The organism is Streptomyces sp. NPDC006314 (assembly GCF_040613075.1).
In the GTDB taxonomy this organism is placed as follows: Bacteria; Actinomycetota; Actinomycetes; order Streptomycetales; family Streptomycetaceae; genus Streptomyces.
Genome location: NZ_JBEXRL010000006.1, coordinates 83,589 through 98,839, shown reverse-complemented (window position 1 = coordinate 98,839; position 15,251 = coordinate 83,589). Strand labels below are relative to the sequence as shown.

Here is a 15,251-nt window from a genome sequence, read left to right as displayed (position 1 = left end):
GACCGGGGGCAGCCGCCGACCGGACGGCTCGGTCAGGCGGCGTCGTGGAACACCAGACCAAGGGTCCGCCGCCGCCCGGACCGTACGGTACTCACCCCGTGCCGCATCGCCCCGGCCGACCAACCGCGGCGGGTGCGCACGGGGTGGTCCCGGGTCGTGAACACCAGTCCGTGCCCCTGCCTGAGGGCGGTCGCCGTGCCCCGGGACTGGGCGCGTGGCCGCTGCTCCACCATCAGGAACTCACCGCCGGTGTAGTCGGTGCCGTACTCATCCAGGGCGACCACCACCTGGAGCGGGAAGACCAGCTCCCCGAACACGTCCCGGTGCAGGGCGTTCCAGTCGCCCGGGCCGTAACGCAGCAGGATCTGCGCCGACCGGTCCTGGCCGGCGGCATGGCACCGCTCCAGCCACTCGCCGAGGGAGTCGGGCCAGGGGGCCGGGCGGCCCAGACGCGCCGCCCAGTCCCGGGCGATCGGCAGCAGACGGGGGTAGAGCGCGGCACGCAGCGCGGCCACCGGGGCGGGCAGATCGTGGGTGAAGTAGCGGTACTCGCCGGAGCCGAACCGGTGCCGGGCGAGATCGACCGTCGTCCGGAACAGCTCCGGCCGGTCGTACAGGGCGGCCAGACCGGCGCACTCGGCGGGTGTGAGCAGCCGGTCCGTGGGCGCGCTGCCGTGCTCGTCCAGCTCGGCCGCGACGACGGCCCAGTCGGTGCGGGCGGTCCGGCGGCGGGCCTCGGCCGGGGTGAGGGTCATGGTCACTCCTTGTACGGGATTCAGATCAGGGCCGGCTGCAACGCGCCCTCGTGCGTGAGCAGCCACACCTTGCGCTCGACACCGCCCGCGTACCCGCGCATCGAGCCGTCCGCGCCGATCACCCGGTGGCAGGGGCGGACCAGGAGGAGCGGGTTGGCGCCGAGGGCCCGGCCCACCGCGCGGATCTCGGACCGGGGCACGCCGAGCCGGGCCGCCAGCTCGCCGTACGTGGACGTCGTGCCGTACGGGATCTCGTCCAGGGCCTGCCACACCGCCTGCTGGAACGGGCTTCCGGTGGCGGCGAGCGGCAGGTCGAAGCGGGTCGGGCGGCCCGCGAAGTAGGCGTCCAGCTGACGATGGGCCTCGGTGAACGGCCCGTCGTCGCGGTCCTCCGGGCGGACGGCGGGCGCGCCGCGCTGCCCCGGCAGGTACAGCGCCGAGAGGGTGGGGCCGGCGGATGAGACCGCGCCGGTCAGCAGCAGGTCGCCCAGCGGGCTCGGGTGGACGGTGTGGACGGTGCGCGTGTTCATCGGTGCTTCCTCTCGTGCCTCCGTGCCGTTTCCGGTGCTGTCGAGTCTGCTGCGCCGCACGCCGTGGGACCGGCGGAAAACGGACATGACTCTCGGGCACGGAAGGTACCGTGAGGGACACGGTCTGACCTGCGGGTATTTACGCTTGAGTACCAGCGCGGTACCGTGAGGGGCATGCCAGCTCTCAACGTGGAGTTCAGCGAACGGGAACTAGAGGACCTGCGGCAGATCGCCAAGGAGCGCGGTACGTCGATGAAGGCCCTCGTCCGTGAGGCGGCTGCCGCCGACATCGCGCGGCACCGGGCCCTGCAGGAGGGCGCCGAGACCTTCCGGCGCTTCTTCTCCGCCCACGCCGAGGAGTTCGCGGAGGCCTTTCCCGACGACGAGCCCCCCGCCAGGGGCGAGGCCGCCTGAGCGATGCCCTCTCTCATCCATATCGACGTCCCGTGGCTGCTCCAGCGGCACGAGGAGGTCCTGCCCGACCAGCCCGCCGTGGACGACTTCTCCGCGCTGGTCGCCGCCGTCGCCCGGCACCGCGTGGACCCGCCCCGGCTCGGCGTGGACTCCGACCCCGCCTGGCGCGCCGCCGCCCTGCTGCACACGCTCGCCGTGCTCAAGCCGCTGCCCGCGGCCAACGCCCGCTTCGCCTGCGCGACGGCCGTGGCCTACATGTTCGTCAGCGGCGTCGGCATCGACCCGCCCTACGGCGCCCTCGTCGACCTCGCCCGCGACCTGATCTCCGGCAAGACCGACGTGTACGGCGCGGCCGACCGGCTCCGTTCCTGGCAGATCTGAACCCGTCCGGCACGAGCGCTGCCGCTCGTGCCGGACCCGAACCGTCCGGCCGACCGGGCCCTTTCCCGCGGTTGCGCTCCCCGGCCGGGGGAGGAAGCCGCCGGGGCCGCCGGCCGAGGGCGGGAGGAACATGGCCGGCGGCCGGTCGCGCGCAGCAGAGCCGCCGTCCTGCGCGGGGCCTTCCGACAGGCCCGGAACACTCCACTCCCGGGGCCCACGCCCCAGGAGCCCACGCGGCCCGCCGATGCGTGCGCTCGCTTTCACACGGGGTGGAAAAGCCGAAAGCCACGGCAGCCGACCAGGCGCGCGGGCCTATTTCCGGCCTTCTTTCGAACGAGCCGATGTTGTACGGGTGTCTTGTTGCTCGTGTGGAAGTTGTGCAAGGGTTGAAACGCCCGTGCGGGGGGAAAGTCCGGGCTTCTTTCGGCAGTTGCGGAACCGGACCGGCCGGGTGCCGGTGAATTCCCGCTCCCCGCGCGCTCCAGAGATACGCACCTACGTACCACGCACCAAAGGAATCCTTTCAGTGGTCACCCCCCACCCACCTCGTCCCCCCTATCCGCCGCCCGGCGCAGACCCGGGGGAATCCGACGAGTCCCTCGCCGGCCCACTGCGCGCCGGCTCCGACGCGGAGGCCGCCCGGTCCGCCGCCCTCCTGATGGCCCGGCACTGGCAGCCGGCGCAGGACTACGCGGTCATCTGCCTGGCCGCGTCGGGGCCCCTCGCCCACATGGTCACCGCCACCGCCTTCCACCAGGTCCTCGGCCGGCTCGCCCTCGGCGAACCCGGCGAGGCGCTCCGGCCCCGCCTGCTCGTGGCCGTCCGGGACACGGTCGTCAACTGGTCGGGCACGGACCGGATCACCGCCGTGCTGCCCGGACTCGTAAAGCCCGCCGGGGGGCGCGGGATGCGGACCGCGCAGACGCTGATACCGGAAAACCGCGCCCTCTCCGACCGCTCGTTCCACGGCCTTCCACGACCGGAGCAGGCGCTGCTGTGGCATACCGAGGTCGAGGCGGAACCGATAAACATCCCCGCCGAACTGCTCGGCATGGACACCGAGAGCGCGGCGGCCGCACTCGAACAGGCTCGCGAGGAATTCCGGGAAGGCCTGGTGCGCGTCCACCGGGAACTCGCACCCGGTAAGGACTGCCGCTACTACAACCGCCTGCTCGACGTCCCGAGCCGCCGCGGTGGCACCCTGCTGCCCGACGTCCAGGAGCACTTGGCCGCCTGCGCCTACTGCCGGCACGCGGCCGAGCAACTCGGCCATTCCGAAGCCGCCTTGGGCGTACTGCTCGCCGAAGCCGTCCTCGGCTGGGGTGCCCGCCGCTACCTCGACTCGCGCCCCGGCCGCCACCGGCCGGGCCCCGCCCGCGGCCGCGGCGGCTCCCGGCGCTCCGGCGGACGCCGGCGCGGCGGCGGAAAACCGGGCCTGCTCGCCCGCGCCGCCCTGCCCGGCGCCCGGCGGCCCGGCGCCGGGGAACCCGGGCCGCAGGCGCGCGTCTCGGCGTCCCGCGGCCGGCGGCACCGAACCGGCGAACCCGGGCCGCTCGCCCGCATCCCCCTGCCGATGCGCCGAGCGCCCGGCACCGCCTGGTCCTCCAGTGCCCTGCTCACCGCAGTCGGCGTGGCCTCGGCCGGGCTGCTGGCGACCGTCCTCGCGGTCAGCGTGTGGCCGGACGGCGGATCCGGCACCGACCCGGTCGCCTCCACCAGCGCCACCGCCGGCACCCACACCCCGCCGGCCTCCGCCACCACGCCCGGCACCGCCGGCCTGCCCGCCGCCGGCCGGCCCACCCGGCTGCGCAACGCCGCCGCCGACCTGTGCCTGGACATCGACGGCGGGCCCAGGGCCGGTACGAGCGCGGTCCTCGCCGCCTGCTCCTCGGCGGCCACCCAGCAGTGGACGTACGAAGACCACGGTCTGCTGCGCAGCGCGGCCGACTCGGGTCTCTGCCTGGACTCGCACGCCGACGCCGGCGTGGTGATCCTCGGCACCTGCTCCGACACCGCGTCGAAACGGGCCGACGACGTGCGCTACGACCTCACGGCGCAAGGCGAGTTGCTGCCCCACTGGGACCGGACCCTCGCCCTCACCGCCGCCGGTGAGGAACCCGGCGGTGACCTCGTGGTCAAGGTCCGGGACCGCTCCGCCGGTCAGCGCTGGCTGACCGACTCGCCCACGGCGAGCCCCGGTTCGCTGTCGATCACCGGTACGGACGGGCCGTCCGCGCAGCCGGCGGAACCGTCCGAGAAGGACACGTGACACGCTGCCGTGTCCGGGGCAGGGCGGCCCGGCCCCGGTCACGGCAGGCTCAGACGGGGTCCTCGACGAGGTCGGCCGCCGTGACCGTCCCCGGGCCGGTGTGCCCCGAGAGAGCGAGGGTCAGGTCCAACTCCGCGAGCACGCAGCGGATGACGTGCTCCACGCCCGCCTGCCCGTCCAGGCCGAGCCCGTAGACGTAGGGCCGCCCCAGCAGCACCGCCCGCGCGCCGAGGGCCAGGGCCTTGAACACGTCGTCGCCGGTGCGCACCCCGCTGTCGAACAGCACCGTCAGCCGGTCGCCGACCGCGTCCGCGACCCGGGGCAGCGCGTCGGCCGCCGCGACCGAGCCGGCCACCTGCCGGCCGCCGTGGTTGGACACCACCACGCCGTCCATGCCGGCGTCCGCGGCGAGCCGCCCGTCGTCCGGGTGCAGGACGCCCTTCAGGACGATCGGCCCGTCCCAGTGCTCCCGCAGGAACGCCAGGTCCGGCCAGGTGTGGCCCGGGTCCCCGAACAGGCCGAGGAAGTGCAGCACCGCCGCGTTCGGATCCTCGTGCACGGGCTTGGCGAGGCCCGCCCGGAAGGCGGGGTCGGTGAAGTAGTTGGCGGTGCCCACCCCGCGCAGGAACGGCAGATACGCCTGGTCCAGATCGCGTGGCCGCCAGGACAGCAGGGGGGTGTCCAGTGTGACGACCAGCACCGAGAACCCGGACGCCCGCGCCCGGCCGAGAAAACTCCGGGTCACCTCACGGTCCTTGCCCCAGTACAGCTGGAACCACCGCTCGGCGTCCCCCATCGCCTCCGCGACCTCCTCCAGTGGCGTGCTCGACGCCGAGGACAGGATGTACGGCACGCCCTGAGCGGCGGCGGCCCGGGCGGCGGCGGACTCGGCGTCCGGATGCATGATCGACAGCACCCCGACGGGTGCCAGGGCCAGCGGCGCCGGCAAGGGACGTCCGAGCACCTTGGTCGACAGGTCCCGCTCCTGTACGTCCCGCAGCATCCGCGGCACGATCCGGCGCCGGGCGAGGGCCGCCCGGTTGGCGCGGGCGGTGCTGCCGTCGCCCGCGCTGCCCGCCACATAGCCCACCGGGCCGGGGCCGAGCCGGTGTTCCGCCAGCTCCTCCAGCCGGGTCGGATCGGTCGGGAGCCGGGGCACGCTGCCCGTCATCCCGTTCAGATAGATCTCGTACTGGAAGTCCGCCCAGTGCTTCGCCATCCGCCCCTCCCGCCTCTCGTCGCTGAGCACGCGTCGCAGCGCCGACGATACTGGCGGGTAGGCGGCGGGTTCAGTCGCGGGTGGCCGCCTCGTCCAGGATGCGGACCAGTTTCGGGGTGCCGTCGGTGACGGTCCGGACGCGCCCGCCACCGGTACGAAGTGGGTCATACGGGATATCCAGTGCACCGGTGTGCCAACACCCCCGGCGCGATGGCAGGTTGCAGCTCCCGGTCATGGTGATCACTTCATGAACACGAGGAGTCATGAAGGGGGTTGAGGCGGTCGTCACCGGAATGTTTCAGGACGATTAACGAAGCGCTGATTTTCAGCCATCCGGCCACCGGGGAAACTAGAGAACCGCTCAGTTCCAGGGTCGCGGCATTCGTTTTCCGTGACTTCACGCCACTGCTTCAACACGAAAGGTTACTGAAACCCATGGGTTCGATGTGAGTTTCGCTCGCGGACTCGGCAGAGTGGCGCTCGTCGCTCCGGCACCCGACCGGGCTCGGAGCCGACGACCCTCTACTGTTCAAGCGGAAGGATGCACACAATGCGGAACACCGCGCGCTGGGCAGCGGCCCTCGGCCTCACGGCCGCCGCCGTCTGCGGACCCCTGATCGGGGCCGCCGTCGCTGCACCGGGTGCCGCCCCGTCGTCGCTCTACGCCCCCTCGGCGCTGGTGCTCACCACCGGCCACGGCAACGATGCGGCCACGGCCACTCCGGAGCGCGCCGTCACTCTCGCCTGCGCCCCCGGGGCCTCCGGCACTCACCCCGCAGCGGCCCAGGCCTGCGCCGAACTGCGCGGAGCCAACGGTGACTTCGACGCCCTGAAGGCCCAGGACGGCGTGTGGTGCACCAAGGTGTACGACCCGGTGACCGTCACGGTCCAGGGCGTCTGGCAGGGCAAGCGCGTCTCCTACGAGCGCACCTTCGGCAACACCTGCGTGAAGGACGCCATCGCGGGCAGCGTCTTCGCGTTCTAAGGACCGGGATCGCACGGTCCCCGTGCACACCGGATCAGGTCCGCAACTGGGGAGTGCGGCCCCTGGAACGGGGAACCTGCGATCTCGCACCGGGACCGACGGGCGGAGTGGGGCCGCCCGCCGGACCCGGGCACACAGCCGCTCCCCGGGCAGGCCCGTGGGGGGCCCGCCCGGGGAGCGGCGAAAAACCAGCGGTTTCAACCGGTGTTCAGGCCCTGCGCCGATGACTCGTGTCACACCACGGGTAGCGGCGACTGCGCCGGCATGTGCACAGAGCGACACAGAACCGGTCCGAGGAGACCGTGGTGCCGTCCTCCAGTTCGATCTCCACCGGCCCCTCCACCAGCAGCGGCCCTTGCCGCCGCATGGTGATCCGGCGGGTACGGTCGTCAGCGGACTCGTTCGGCACGGATGACCACCAGCTCTTCCCTGTCGTCGGATGCCTTGAGCAGCCCGCGGCGGCGCAGCCAGCCCTCCCGGGACCGCAGCACCGGCCCGAAGGCGATCCAGCGGCGCCGGACCACCGCGGCCTTCAGGCCCGCCGCACGCAACAGCTCCAAGGTGCGGTCGGGATCGCTGAGCGCGGAATGCACGATCAGCAGCACGCCCTCGGGCCGCAGCAGCGGGGGCGCGTCCCGGCAGATCCGGTCCAGCAGCAGCCGCCCGTCGTGGCCCGCGTCCCACGCCCGGGACCGGCCGCGCGGGCCGCGTCCGGCGTCGGGTGCCGGCACGTAGGGAGGGTTCGCGAGAATGATGTCGTAGGTCCGGTCCCGGACCGGGTCGAAGAGGTTGCCGCGGCGGATGTGCACCGGCAGCCGGGTCAGCCAGGCGTTCACCCGGGCCGTCCACACCGCCCGCAGGGAAACGTCCACCGCGGTCACCTCGGCGCCTTGCCGGGCGGCCTCCAGCGCCAGCGCCCCGCTGCCGGTGCCCACGTCCAGCACACGCGTGCCAGGGTTCGGGGCCTCCTCTCGGAGGGCCTCGGCCAGCAGCTCCGTGTCGTCCTGTGGGGCGTACACGCCCGGAAACACCCATGCGATCACACCGCGCGGGTACCCCGGCGGTCAGGATGTATGGGCCATGTGTGATTCCAGAGGTGCCCGCAGGGACGACCGTCCCGCACGCCAGTCGGCGAGCAGCCGCCGGGCCAGCCGGTCCTCCAGGTACTCGGTCGCGTCGATCCCGAAGGCGATGTCTCCCGCCAGCTCCGGCTCCTCGTCGAGCAGCCCGCCGATCACGTCGTGGCGGACGACCTGCTCGTGCACCGCGTCCGCCTCCACATGCTCGTCGTAGAAGAACTCCGCGGCGGGGCCGGCGCCGGTGCGGCGCATCGCCTCGGCGAGCCGGCGCGAACCCGGTGAGGAGGTGATCTCGACCTCGGCGAAGTGACCCACCAGCGCGCCGCGCAGCTCGCGGTGCAGCCCGAACAGGGACATCAGGTTGACGACGGCCAGCATCTCCGCTCGGGCGGCGTCCAGGTAGCGCCCGTACGCGGTGTCCAGGCCCAGGTCCGTCATCAGGTCGGCGAACAGGCGCGCGTGGACCCGCTCGGCCCGGCCGCCGCCGAACTCGTCGTACTCCACCGCCGCCATCGCCGCCTTCGCCCGGCCCCACAGCCGCGGCAGCACCCAGGCGTGCGGGTCGGCCTCCTTCAGGTGGTACAGGGAGCGCTGGGCCGCGTACTCGCGCAGATGCCACAGCTCCGCCTCATCGCGCAGGAAGTGGGTGACCCCGGTGCCCTCGACCGGCTCGACCAGGAGGGCGCCGAGCGCGTCGTCCAGGCTCGGGTGTACCGGGGTGTCGGCGCGCAGCGCGGACAGGAAGCGGTGTTCCAGCGCGCCGCGGACGCGGAGCAGCTCCGGATCCCACTCGAGTTGCGGGCGGACGCCCGCGAAGCCGCGGTAGTGCAGCTCGTAGCAGACGTACAGGGCGAGGTGCAGGTCGTCGCCGTACGGGTCCGCGCCCTCGGCGTCCGCAGGGCGGGGGAGGGGGCCGTCGCCGCGCAGACAGGCGGTGACCGCGGCGGATAGCGGTCCGCGGGGCGCGGGCAGCTGGGGTCCTCGCAGGTGGTGGTTCATGGGGCTCGGGTACCCGGACCGCGTGAAAGCAGTAGTGCTCCCTTCCGCGCTGAGAAGTCACGGAAGCCGCCGGCCATGGCCGTGAACCCGTACGGGGTGGCCCGGGTGTCTGCGGAGCACCCCGTACGGGTTCACGGCCCGGCCGGCCGTCTCAGTTGCCTTCCGCCTGCTCCTGGGCCCCGGTGTTCGGGGTGGTGGCATCCCCGGCCTCACCCGAGCCGGCCTCGTCCTCACCGCGCTTCTCGGCCTCCTCGACCTCGCGGAGCACCTCCTCCAGGGCCGTCTCGGGCCGGTCCTCGCGGTCGTTCCCGCCTGGCATGGCGTCTCCTTCCGTGGCGGCCTGCTATTGATCCACTACGAGTTACCCGCCGGCGCGGTCCCAAGCGTCCCGCCACGGGGCGCGGGTGGAGGTCTCCGGGACGACCGCCGCCCAGGAGCCGCAGCCGCACAGCTCCCCGCACACGAACGACTTCCCCGGAGTGGTTCCTCCGCGGCCGTCAACGCCGAGCAGCAGGTAGGCGGCTCGATCGGTACGGCCCTGCGGAACACGCTCGCCGCGAGCGCCGCCACCGACCACCTCGCCGGGCGGGACGCCACGAGCAAGCCGGTGGGCCCAGGCCACGATCGAGGCCTGCACCCACCGCCTTCCGGGTGGTCCGCGATCGTCCTCATCGCGGGCGCGGTGATCGCCTTCCCGCTCCACCGGCCGGGTGCTCGCCGCCGGCCCGCCCCGCACCACCGGCCGGGTGCTCGCCGCCGGCCCGCCCCGCATCTCCACTTCGACATGGAAGCCGTCGGGGAGCAGCGCACCCGTTTCACGCTCACCGGCGTCCTCAACGCCACCGGCCGGGAGGTGTGCCTGGCCGCGCTCGACGCCCCGGCGCGCGGTGGACGTTTCGACGGCCCGCGCGCGGGGCGAGTGCGTCCTGGGCGGAGTTCCACGACGGCTGGGCCGGCGCCCGTGTGCCCTCGGGCGCTCCGGTGCGGGCCTGGACCGACCGGGCGCGCCGGTCAGGCGGCACACACCCGGACCGGGACCGAGCAACTGGGCCTCGCGCGGCATGATCGTCTCGGGCGCACCGGGGTCGGCCGACACGCCCTGCGCCGCGTGCCTCGTACGGCACCTCCTCGGGCGGCGTCAGCTCGATCCGCGCCCGCTCCGCGCCGTTCGCGTAGATCAGCTGGCCGCGCAGGGGGGGGACGCCGCATCGAGCGGCGTGCGGGCCACGCCCATCCGGTCCCATATCTCGAACGTCCTCGGCTGGATGCCGACGGCTTCGGCGTACGGCAGCCGGTCCGGCAGCCGGTCGATCAGCCGGCAGTCCACGTCCCGGCGGCGCAGTTCGAGGACGGCGGTCAGACCGACCGGGCCCGCACCGGCGATCAACACCTCGGTGTCCGACATGCGCTTCTCCCGCCAGGCGCTCCGGTGAACGGCCGCAGGACCGCCACCCCGTCTCCGGCGGGTCCGGACACCGTCTCGTTCCCCATGGCCGCCCCCGGAGGCCACACCCGGCGACTCGGGGACCGTCACGTCCCAAGACCGCGAGGGCTCCGCCGTGCGCGGCGTTTCAGTCTGTGGCGCCCTGGATACACCGCGAGGGTTCGGCCCCGGAACCCGCGCACCCGTGCACACCGTCGCAGTGAGGTCGTCACCATGTCCCACGCTCCGTCCCCCGCAGGACCGTCGAACCGCACCGAGCCGGTCGCAACCTCCGCCCCGGAGCCAGGCTCCGCCCCGCGGCCGGCCGAGCACGGAGCAGGCCTGGGCGGCACCGCCCTGGTGACCGGCGCCTCCTCCGGCATCGGCGCGGCCGTGGCCCGCCGGCTGGCGGCCGACGGCTGGCGGCTGGCGCTGAACGGACGTGACGTCACCCGTCTGGAGCAGGTGGCCGCCCAGGCCGGTGCGGTGGCCCTGCCCGCGGACCTGGCCCGGCCCGGCGCCGACCGCCGGCTCACCGACCTCGCCCTGGCCCACCTCGGACGGCTGGACCTGCTGGTGGCGGACGCCGGGGTGGGCTGGGCCGGAGACTTCACGGCCATGCCCCCCGCACGCATCGACGAGGTCGTCGGCGTCGACCTGCTGGCCACCGTGCACCTGGTCCGCACCCTGCTGCCGCACATGATCGCGGCCGGATCGGGGCGCATCGTGCTCATCGGTTCCTTCGCCGGCAGCGTGGGCGTGCGCGGCGAGGCCGTCTACTCCGCCGCCAAGGCGGCCCTGTCCACCTTCGCCGACGCCCTGCGGTACGAGTTGCGCGGCACCGGCGTGGGCGTCAGCCATGTGATCCCCGGCGTGGTCGACACCCCCTTCTTCGACCGGCGGGGCATCCCTTACACGCGGTCGTGGCCGAGGCCGGTGCCCCCCGAGCGCGTGGCGGACGCCGTACGGGCCGCCGTCCTGCACGGCAAGGACGAGGTGTACGTCCCGGGGTGGCTGCGCCTGCCCGCCCGGGTGCGCGGCGCCGCGCCCGGACTCTACCGGCGGCTCGCCGCCCGCTACGGGTGAGCGGCCATGATCGCCGTCACGGTGGTGCTCGCCCTGCTCGCGGCCCTGTTCAACGCGTCCGCCTCGGTGTTGCAGCGCCGGGCGGCCGTGCAGGAGCCGGACGAGGGCACCGGGGCGGGGTCCGCCGTGCGCCGGCTCGCGCGTCTGGTGCGGCGCCCGTACTGGCTGGCGGGCGCAGGAATGCTGGCGCTGTCCAGCCTGCTGCAGGCCGGTGCGCTGGCCGTGGGCAGCCTGTCCCTTGTGCAGCCCCTGCTCGCCGCCGAGCTGCTGTTCACCCTGGCCGTGGGCAGTGTGGTCTTCCGGCGCCGCCCGGACCGCCGGACCTGGCTCGCGTTCGTCGCCCTCGCCGTCGGGCTGTCCGTGTTCCTGCTGGCGGCCGCGCCGTCCCCCGGCCGGCCGTCCGCACCACCCCGGACCTGGCTGCTGGGCGGCGGTGGAGCGCTCGGTGCCGTCGTCCTGCTGGTGACGGCCGCCCGCCCGACGAGGGGCGCCCCCAGGGCCGCGCTGCTCGGCCTCGCCTCCGCCGTGTCCTTCGCCACCACCGCGGCGCTGCTCAAGGAGGCCGTGGGACGGCTCGGACACGGGCCCGAGGCGATGTTCGCGCACTGGTCGCTGTACGCCACCGGCGGCGCCGGGCTCGTCGCCTTCCTGCTGCTGCAGGGCGCGCTCGGCGCCGGGTCACTGACGGCTTCCCAGCCCGCCCTCACCCTCGGCGACGCGCTCACCAGCGTCGTACTCGGCTGGGTCCTGTTCGCCGAAACGATCCGTCTCGGGCTGGCCCTGATACCGGAGGTGATCGGCATCGCCCTGATCGGCGCGGGCAGCATCGGCCTGGCCCATGCTCCGTCGTTCGGACGGCAATGGGACACGTCCGCGCCGGGTCGCCCGCCGTACCGGGACGGAGACCGGCAGCCGGCGCCCCGCGGGCACTGACCGGGCCCCCTGTCACACCGAGGAGGTAGCTCACCGATGTCCCCCGTGACCGCCCGCTCCTGGCGAACGGCGGCCCTCCTGCTGCCGGCCGGTGTCGCCGCGGCGCACGTCGGCCCGGCGGCCACCTGGCTCCCGGGCGTACGCCTGCTGCTCTTCCCCGGCCTGTCCGGCGCCGGCCACCGCGAGCACGTGGCGCTGACCTTCGACGACGGTCCCGACCCGGAGTCGACGCCGCACTTCCTCGACGCGCTGGACGGGCTCGGTGTGCGGGCGACCTTCTTCGTGCTCGGTGAGCATGTGGTCCGCCATCCCGCCCTGGCTCGCGAAACGGTACGGCGCGGGCACGAACTCGCCGTACACGGCTGGACCCACGACCGGCCCTGGCGCCCGGCGTTCGCCCGCGACGCCGAGGAGATCAGCCGCGCCGTCCACGCGGTGCACGGCGTCACCGGCCACCGCCCGCGGTGGTACCGCCCTCCCTACGGCATTCTCACCACGGGGCGCTGGTCGGCCGCCCGGCGGGCCGGACTGCGGACGGTGCTGTGGTCCGCGTGGGGCAAGGACTGGAGGGCCGACGCCACCCCGGCGTCCGTATGGGCACGGGTCGCGGCGGACCTGCGCGGCGGCGGCACGGTCCTGCTGCACGACTCGGACCGGTACTCGGCCCCCGGCTGCGGGCACTCGGCGCTGGGCGCGCTGCCCGCCATCGTCGAGGGCTGCCGGGACGCGGGCCTGACCGTCGGCCCGCTCCGCGAACACGGCTCGGCACCGCCTCCAGCCCGGACCGCGGTGCCGACGTCGGCCCCAGCGGACGACGGAGGGCGCTGACACCCCCCACCGAGGGGTGCTGCACGGATCGGTGGTGGCCGACCCGGCGGCGGGCGGGGCCCGGGCTCGGCCGTCCGCCGCGCGGCCGCCGTGCGGATCGGCCGTGGAGTGCGGTGCGCCACCGGATCTGCCGGGGATGCGGCCGCCTCACAGGTCGGCCACGCATTCCATCGCATCGCGCCGGAAGAGTGCGCGGCCGCGGGCCGTTCGTTCCGTGCGCTCCTGGCCGGTCTCCGAGAGTCTGCCGAGCGCCGCCAGCAGGGCGGGCCCGTCCGTGGTGAGTTCCGACAGGCCGAGCGCGGCCATCCGCCGTACCCCTTCCGCCCCGTGACCGGGCAGCGGCCGGTGTCCCACCACGGGCAGCCCCGCCGCCAGGGCCTGTACGGCGGTCTGGCCGGCGGCGTTGTCCACCAGGGCGTACGCGGCGGCCAGCAGGCCGGGCATGTCGTCGACCCAGTCCAGGGCGACCGTCGGCGGCACCCGGGACACCCGGGCGAGCAGCCGTTCGTTGCGGCCGCAGAGCACGACCGGCAGATAGCCGGCCCTGGCCAGCAGCCGGGCGGTCTCGGCCGGGCGGGACGCCGCTCCCCAGGCACCCGCGGACAACAGCACCGGCGGCCGGCCGGGCGCCCGCCCGGCGAACAGCTCCTGCCAGCGGGCCGCTCCGGGGGCCGGGGCCAGGAAGGAGGGCGCGACCACCGGGCCGGTCGTCACGGCGGGCGTGCCCAGCACCCGGCGCACCTCGGCCGCCGCTCCGTCCGTCAGGCACAGGTACCGGTCGTTGCCGGGATGCAGCCACTGCCGGTGGACGGCGAAGTCGAGCAGGAAGACGGCGCTCGGCACCCGCAGCCCGCCCCGTGACCTGAGGTGCCCGGTCAGCTGCGCGGCCAGATGGAAGACGGGCACCACCACGTCGATGTCCAGCCGGTCCACGAGGTCCGTCAGCCGGTCAGCGGCGAGCCGGGCCAGCGGCACCCCACTGGGGCGCGGGCCGGTGCCGCCGCGCAGGAACGCGCCGTAGACACCGGCATACATCCAGGGGGCGTGCCGCACCGAGGCCTGATAGCAGCGGCGCAGCCCGGTACCCAGGCCGTACGGCAGCAGCCGCAGCACGTCGACCACGTGCGGCTCGTGCCCGTACGCCGAGGCGCGGCGTGCGAGTTCGGCGGCCACCGTGTCATGGCCGGCGCCCATGCTCGCGCTCACGATCAGCGTCCGTCGCCGGCCGCCCGGCGCACGCCGTTCGGGGCGGGGCACCTCGGCAGGAGTTCGCACGGAGTCCGATTCTCCGGTGACGTGCCGGGCAAACGGCGGACCCGTCGGTCGTGTCGCGGGATCGGACGGTCTCGGCTGCGCACCATTGCGCCGTGTCGGCGCATGCCGTCCCCGGCGAGTTGCCCGGTCCACGCGGGGATGGATGAATCGGCACAGGAGAGCGTGTGGGCGGCGAGCACGGGAGGAGCCGTGAACCGGTTGCGGCGCGGCCTGCACCGCGCTTGGAAGTGGCTCGGCGTGCGGGCCCTGTTCGCGCACGGCCGTGAGCTGGAACTGCTGCACCGGGCCATGGGGTTCGCCACGCTGGCCCTGGTGACGCTGGCGCCGCTGCTGATCGTGGTCGCCGCCGCGGACCCCCTGGTGCGGGGCGGCTTCGCCTCGTGGCTCACCGACGGCATGGGGCTGTCGGGGAAGTCCGCCCGGGTGATCACCGACGTCATCAGCCCCCCGCGCAACGTCATCGGCACCACCAGCGCCTGGGGCGGGGTCCTGCTCGCGGTCTTCGGCGTGTCCTTCGGCGGCAGCGTGCAGAACGCCTACGAGCGGATCTGGGGCCTCGCCTCCGGCCCCTGGCACCGGGTCTGGCGCCAGGCGACGTGGCTGGTGGCCCTCACGGCCTACCTCTACCAGGAGGTGACGACGAAGACGGCGCTGCACGGGAGCCAGCGGATCGCGCTGTCCACGGCCAGCGGCGTGCTGTTCTTCTGGTGGGGGCAGCGCTTCCTGCTCGGCGGCCAGGTCCGCTGGCGCGCCCTGCTGCCGGGCGCGCTCGCCACTGTCATCGGTCTGGGCGGTCTGCGGGTCTTCTCCTCCCTCGTCTTCACTCCGCTCATCGTCACCAACGCCCTCAGCTACGGCGCTGTCGGCACGGTGCTCGTGGTCGAGTCCTGGCTCATCGGCGTCGGCTTCGTCATCTACGGCGGCGCTCTGTTCGGCCGCTGGTTCTGCGAACACCACTGGATGCCGTCCCACGACCACCGGGAAGACGATCCGGACGAGGACGAGGACGAGGACGAGGACGAGGACGGCCGGGGCGACCGAGACGACGGGCCGGCCGGTCGGTCGTCCTGAGACC

The 15,251-nt window shown here is 74.3% G+C and carries 17 protein-coding genes and 1 pseudogene; 8 read left to right on the top strand and 10 right to left on the bottom strand.

All coding sequences use genetic code 11. The features are described from left to right. Nucleotides 1-32: 32 nt before the first annotated feature. Nucleotides 33-755 (bottom strand): 2OG-Fe(II) oxygenase, encoded by a 723-nt coding sequence (locus tag ABZ079_RS12945; RefSeq protein WP_356939473.1) that lies wholly within the window; start codon nucleotides 753-755, stop codon nucleotides 33-35. A gap of 20 nt (nucleotides 756-775) precedes the next feature. Then, complete coding sequence (locus tag ABZ079_RS12940; RefSeq protein ID WP_356939472.1) at nucleotides 776-1,285, bottom strand: methylated-DNA--[protein]-cysteine S-methyltransferase; 510 nt, start codon at nucleotides 1,283-1,285, stop codon at nucleotides 776-778. 174 nt (nucleotides 1,286-1,459) lie between these two features. Between ABZ079_RS12940 and ABZ079_RS12935 the strand changes: the two genes are divergently transcribed. The 3 genes from ABZ079_RS12935 to ABZ079_RS12925 all read left to right on the top strand — a co-directional run bounded on the left by ABZ079_RS12935 (nucleotide 1,460) and on the right by ABZ079_RS12925 (nucleotide 4,349). Then, nucleotides 1,460-1,699, top strand: a complete 240-nt coding sequence (locus ABZ079_RS12935; RefSeq protein ID WP_356939471.1) for a hypothetical protein — start codon at nucleotides 1,460-1,462, stop codon at nucleotides 1,697-1,699. 3 nt (nucleotides 1,700-1,702) lie between these two features. Beyond that, the gene (locus ABZ079_RS12930; protein ID WP_356939470.1) at nucleotides 1,703-2,080 is read left to right on the top strand and encodes a toxin Doc; all 378 of its coding nucleotides are present in this window, start codon (nucleotides 1,703-1,705) and stop codon (nucleotides 2,078-2,080) included. Between the two features lie 526 nt (nucleotides 2,081-2,606). After that, nucleotides 2,607-4,349: an RICIN domain-containing protein gene (locus tag ABZ079_RS12925; protein WP_356939469.1), complete on the top strand. Its 1,743-nt coding sequence runs from the start codon at nucleotides 2,607-2,609 to the stop codon at nucleotides 4,347-4,349. Between the two features lie 49 nt (nucleotides 4,350-4,398). On the opposite strand, the gene ABZ079_RS12920 is transcribed toward ABZ079_RS12925, so the two are convergent. Next, a complete protein-coding gene (locus tag ABZ079_RS12920; RefSeq protein ID WP_356939468.1) occupies nucleotides 4,399-5,568 on the bottom strand; it encodes a lactate 2-monooxygenase in 1,170 nt (389 codons plus the stop codon). A 550-nt stretch (nucleotides 5,569-6,118) separates the two neighbouring features. Between ABZ079_RS12920 and ABZ079_RS12915 the strand changes: the two genes are divergently transcribed. Next, nucleotides 6,119-6,553: a protease inhibitor gene (locus ABZ079_RS12915; protein ID WP_356939467.1), complete on the top strand. Its 435-nt coding sequence runs from the start codon at nucleotides 6,119-6,121 to the stop codon at nucleotides 6,551-6,553. A 208-nt stretch (nucleotides 6,554-6,761) separates the two neighbouring features. Here the strand turns inward: ABZ079_RS12915 and ABZ079_RS12910 are convergent, their stop codons facing one another. The 6 genes and pseudogenes from ABZ079_RS12910 to ABZ079_RS12885 all read right to left on the bottom strand — a co-directional run. Continuing rightward, nucleotides 6,762-6,962, bottom strand: a complete 201-nt coding sequence (locus tag ABZ079_RS12910) for a CDGSH iron-sulfur domain-containing protein (protein WP_356939466.1) — start codon at nucleotides 6,960-6,962, stop codon at nucleotides 6,762-6,764. Further along, entirely contained in the window at nucleotides 6,943-7,596 is a 654-nt protein-coding gene (locus tag ABZ079_RS12905; protein WP_356939465.1) for a HemK2/MTQ2 family protein methyltransferase, read from the bottom strand. Before ABZ079_RS12905 ends, ABZ079_RS12910 begins: the two co-directional genes overlap by 20 nt. A gap of 21 nt (nucleotides 7,597-7,617) precedes the next feature. Next, nucleotides 7,618-8,631: an iron-containing redox enzyme family protein gene (locus ABZ079_RS12900; protein ID WP_356939464.1), complete on the bottom strand. Its 1,014-nt coding sequence runs from the start codon at nucleotides 8,629-8,631 to the stop codon at nucleotides 7,618-7,620. 151 nt (nucleotides 8,632-8,782) lie between these two features. Further along, a complete protein-coding gene (locus tag ABZ079_RS12895) occupies nucleotides 8,783-8,950 on the bottom strand; it encodes a hypothetical protein (protein ID WP_356939463.1) in 168 nt (55 codons plus the stop codon). A gap of 42 nt (nucleotides 8,951-8,992) precedes the next feature. After that, nucleotides 8,993-9,268, bottom strand: a complete 276-nt coding sequence (locus tag ABZ079_RS12890) for a hypothetical protein (RefSeq protein ID WP_356939462.1) — start codon at nucleotides 9,266-9,268, stop codon at nucleotides 8,993-8,995. A 478-nt stretch (nucleotides 9,269-9,746) separates the two neighbouring features. Then, nucleotides 9,747-10,036 (bottom strand): annotated as a pseudogene (locus tag ABZ079_RS12885) (FAD-dependent monooxygenase); the annotation flags it as partial. A 252-nt stretch (nucleotides 10,037-10,288) separates the two neighbouring features. Between ABZ079_RS12885 and ABZ079_RS12880 the strand changes: the two are divergent. Genes ABZ079_RS12880 through ABZ079_RS12870 form a run of 3 tightly spaced genes read left to right on the top strand, consistent with a single transcriptional unit; the run spans nucleotide 10,289 to nucleotide 12,901 of the window. Then, nucleotides 10,289-11,140 carry an SDR family NAD(P)-dependent oxidoreductase gene (locus ABZ079_RS12880; protein WP_356939461.1) on the top strand — a complete coding sequence of 284 codons (852 nt, stop codon included), beginning with the start codon at nucleotides 10,289-10,291 and terminating at the stop codon, nucleotides 11,138-11,140. Between the two features lie 6 nt (nucleotides 11,141-11,146). Next, complete coding sequence (locus ABZ079_RS12875) at nucleotides 11,147-12,073, top strand: DMT family transporter (protein ID WP_356939460.1); 927 nt, start codon at nucleotides 11,147-11,149, stop codon at nucleotides 12,071-12,073. Between the two features lie 36 nt (nucleotides 12,074-12,109). Further along, nucleotides 12,110-12,901, top strand: coding sequence for a polysaccharide deacetylase family protein (locus ABZ079_RS12870; RefSeq protein WP_356939459.1), 792 nt, complete (start codon nucleotides 12,110-12,112; stop codon nucleotides 12,899-12,901). Between the two features lie 147 nt (nucleotides 12,902-13,048). On the opposite strand, the gene ABZ079_RS12865 is transcribed toward ABZ079_RS12870, so the two are convergent. Further along, nucleotides 13,049-14,095 carry a galactosyldiacylglycerol synthase gene (locus ABZ079_RS12865; protein WP_356939749.1) on the bottom strand — a complete coding sequence of 349 codons (1,047 nt, stop codon included), beginning with the start codon at nucleotides 14,093-14,095 and terminating at the stop codon, nucleotides 13,049-13,051. Nucleotides 14,096-14,365: 270 nt separating this feature from the next. Here ABZ079_RS12865 and ABZ079_RS12860 point away from each other — a divergent pair, with 270 nt between their 5' ends. Beyond that, nucleotides 14,366-15,247, top strand: a complete 882-nt coding sequence (locus ABZ079_RS12860) for a ribonuclease BN (RefSeq protein ID WP_356939458.1) — start codon at nucleotides 14,366-14,368, stop codon at nucleotides 15,245-15,247. The last annotated feature ends 4 nt before the right edge of the window (nucleotides 15,248-15,251 follow it).

What these genes read in the sequence shown, in the direction of transcription:
- ABZ079_RS12945 (WP_356939473.1), bottom strand. Translation starts at nt 755, where the DNA reads ATGACCCTCACCCCGGCCGAGGCCCGCCGCCGGACCGCCCGCACCGAC.
- ABZ079_RS12940 (WP_356939472.1), bottom strand. Translation starts at nt 1,285, where the DNA reads ATGAACACGCGCACCGTCCACACCGTCCACCCGAGCCCGCTGGGCGAC.
- ABZ079_RS12935 (WP_356939471.1), top strand. Translation starts at nt 1,460, where the DNA reads ATGCCAGCTCTCAACGTGGAGTTCAGCGAACGGGAACTAGAGGACCTG.
- ABZ079_RS12930 (WP_356939470.1), top strand. Translation starts at nt 1,703, where the DNA reads ATGCCCTCTCTCATCCATATCGACGTCCCGTGGCTGCTCCAGCGGCAC.
- ABZ079_RS12920 (WP_356939468.1), bottom strand. Translation starts at nt 5,568, where the DNA reads ATGGCGAAGCACTGGGCGGACTTCCAGTACGAGATCTATCTGAACGGG.
- ABZ079_RS12915 (WP_356939467.1), top strand. Translation starts at nt 6,119, where the DNA reads ATGCGGAACACCGCGCGCTGGGCAGCGGCCCTCGGCCTCACGGCCGCC.
- ABZ079_RS12900 (WP_356939464.1), bottom strand. Translation starts at nt 8,631, where the DNA reads ATGAACCACCACCTGCGAGGACCCCAGCTGCCCGCGCCCCGCGGACCG.
- ABZ079_RS12895 (WP_356939463.1), bottom strand. Translation starts at nt 8,950, where the DNA reads ATGCCAGGCGGGAACGACCGCGAGGACCGGCCCGAGACGGCCCTGGAG.
- ABZ079_RS12880 (WP_356939461.1), top strand. Translation starts at nt 10,289, where the DNA reads ATGTCCCACGCTCCGTCCCCCGCAGGACCGTCGAACCGCACCGAGCCG.
- ABZ079_RS12875 (WP_356939460.1), top strand. Translation starts at nt 11,147, where the DNA reads ATGATCGCCGTCACGGTGGTGCTCGCCCTGCTCGCGGCCCTGTTCAAC.
- ABZ079_RS12870 (WP_356939459.1), top strand. Translation starts at nt 12,110, where the DNA reads ATGTCCCCCGTGACCGCCCGCTCCTGGCGAACGGCGGCCCTCCTGCTG.
- ABZ079_RS12865 (WP_356939749.1), bottom strand. Translation starts at nt 14,095, where the DNA reads ATGGGCGCCGGCCATGACACGGTGGCCGCCGAACTCGCACGCCGCGCC.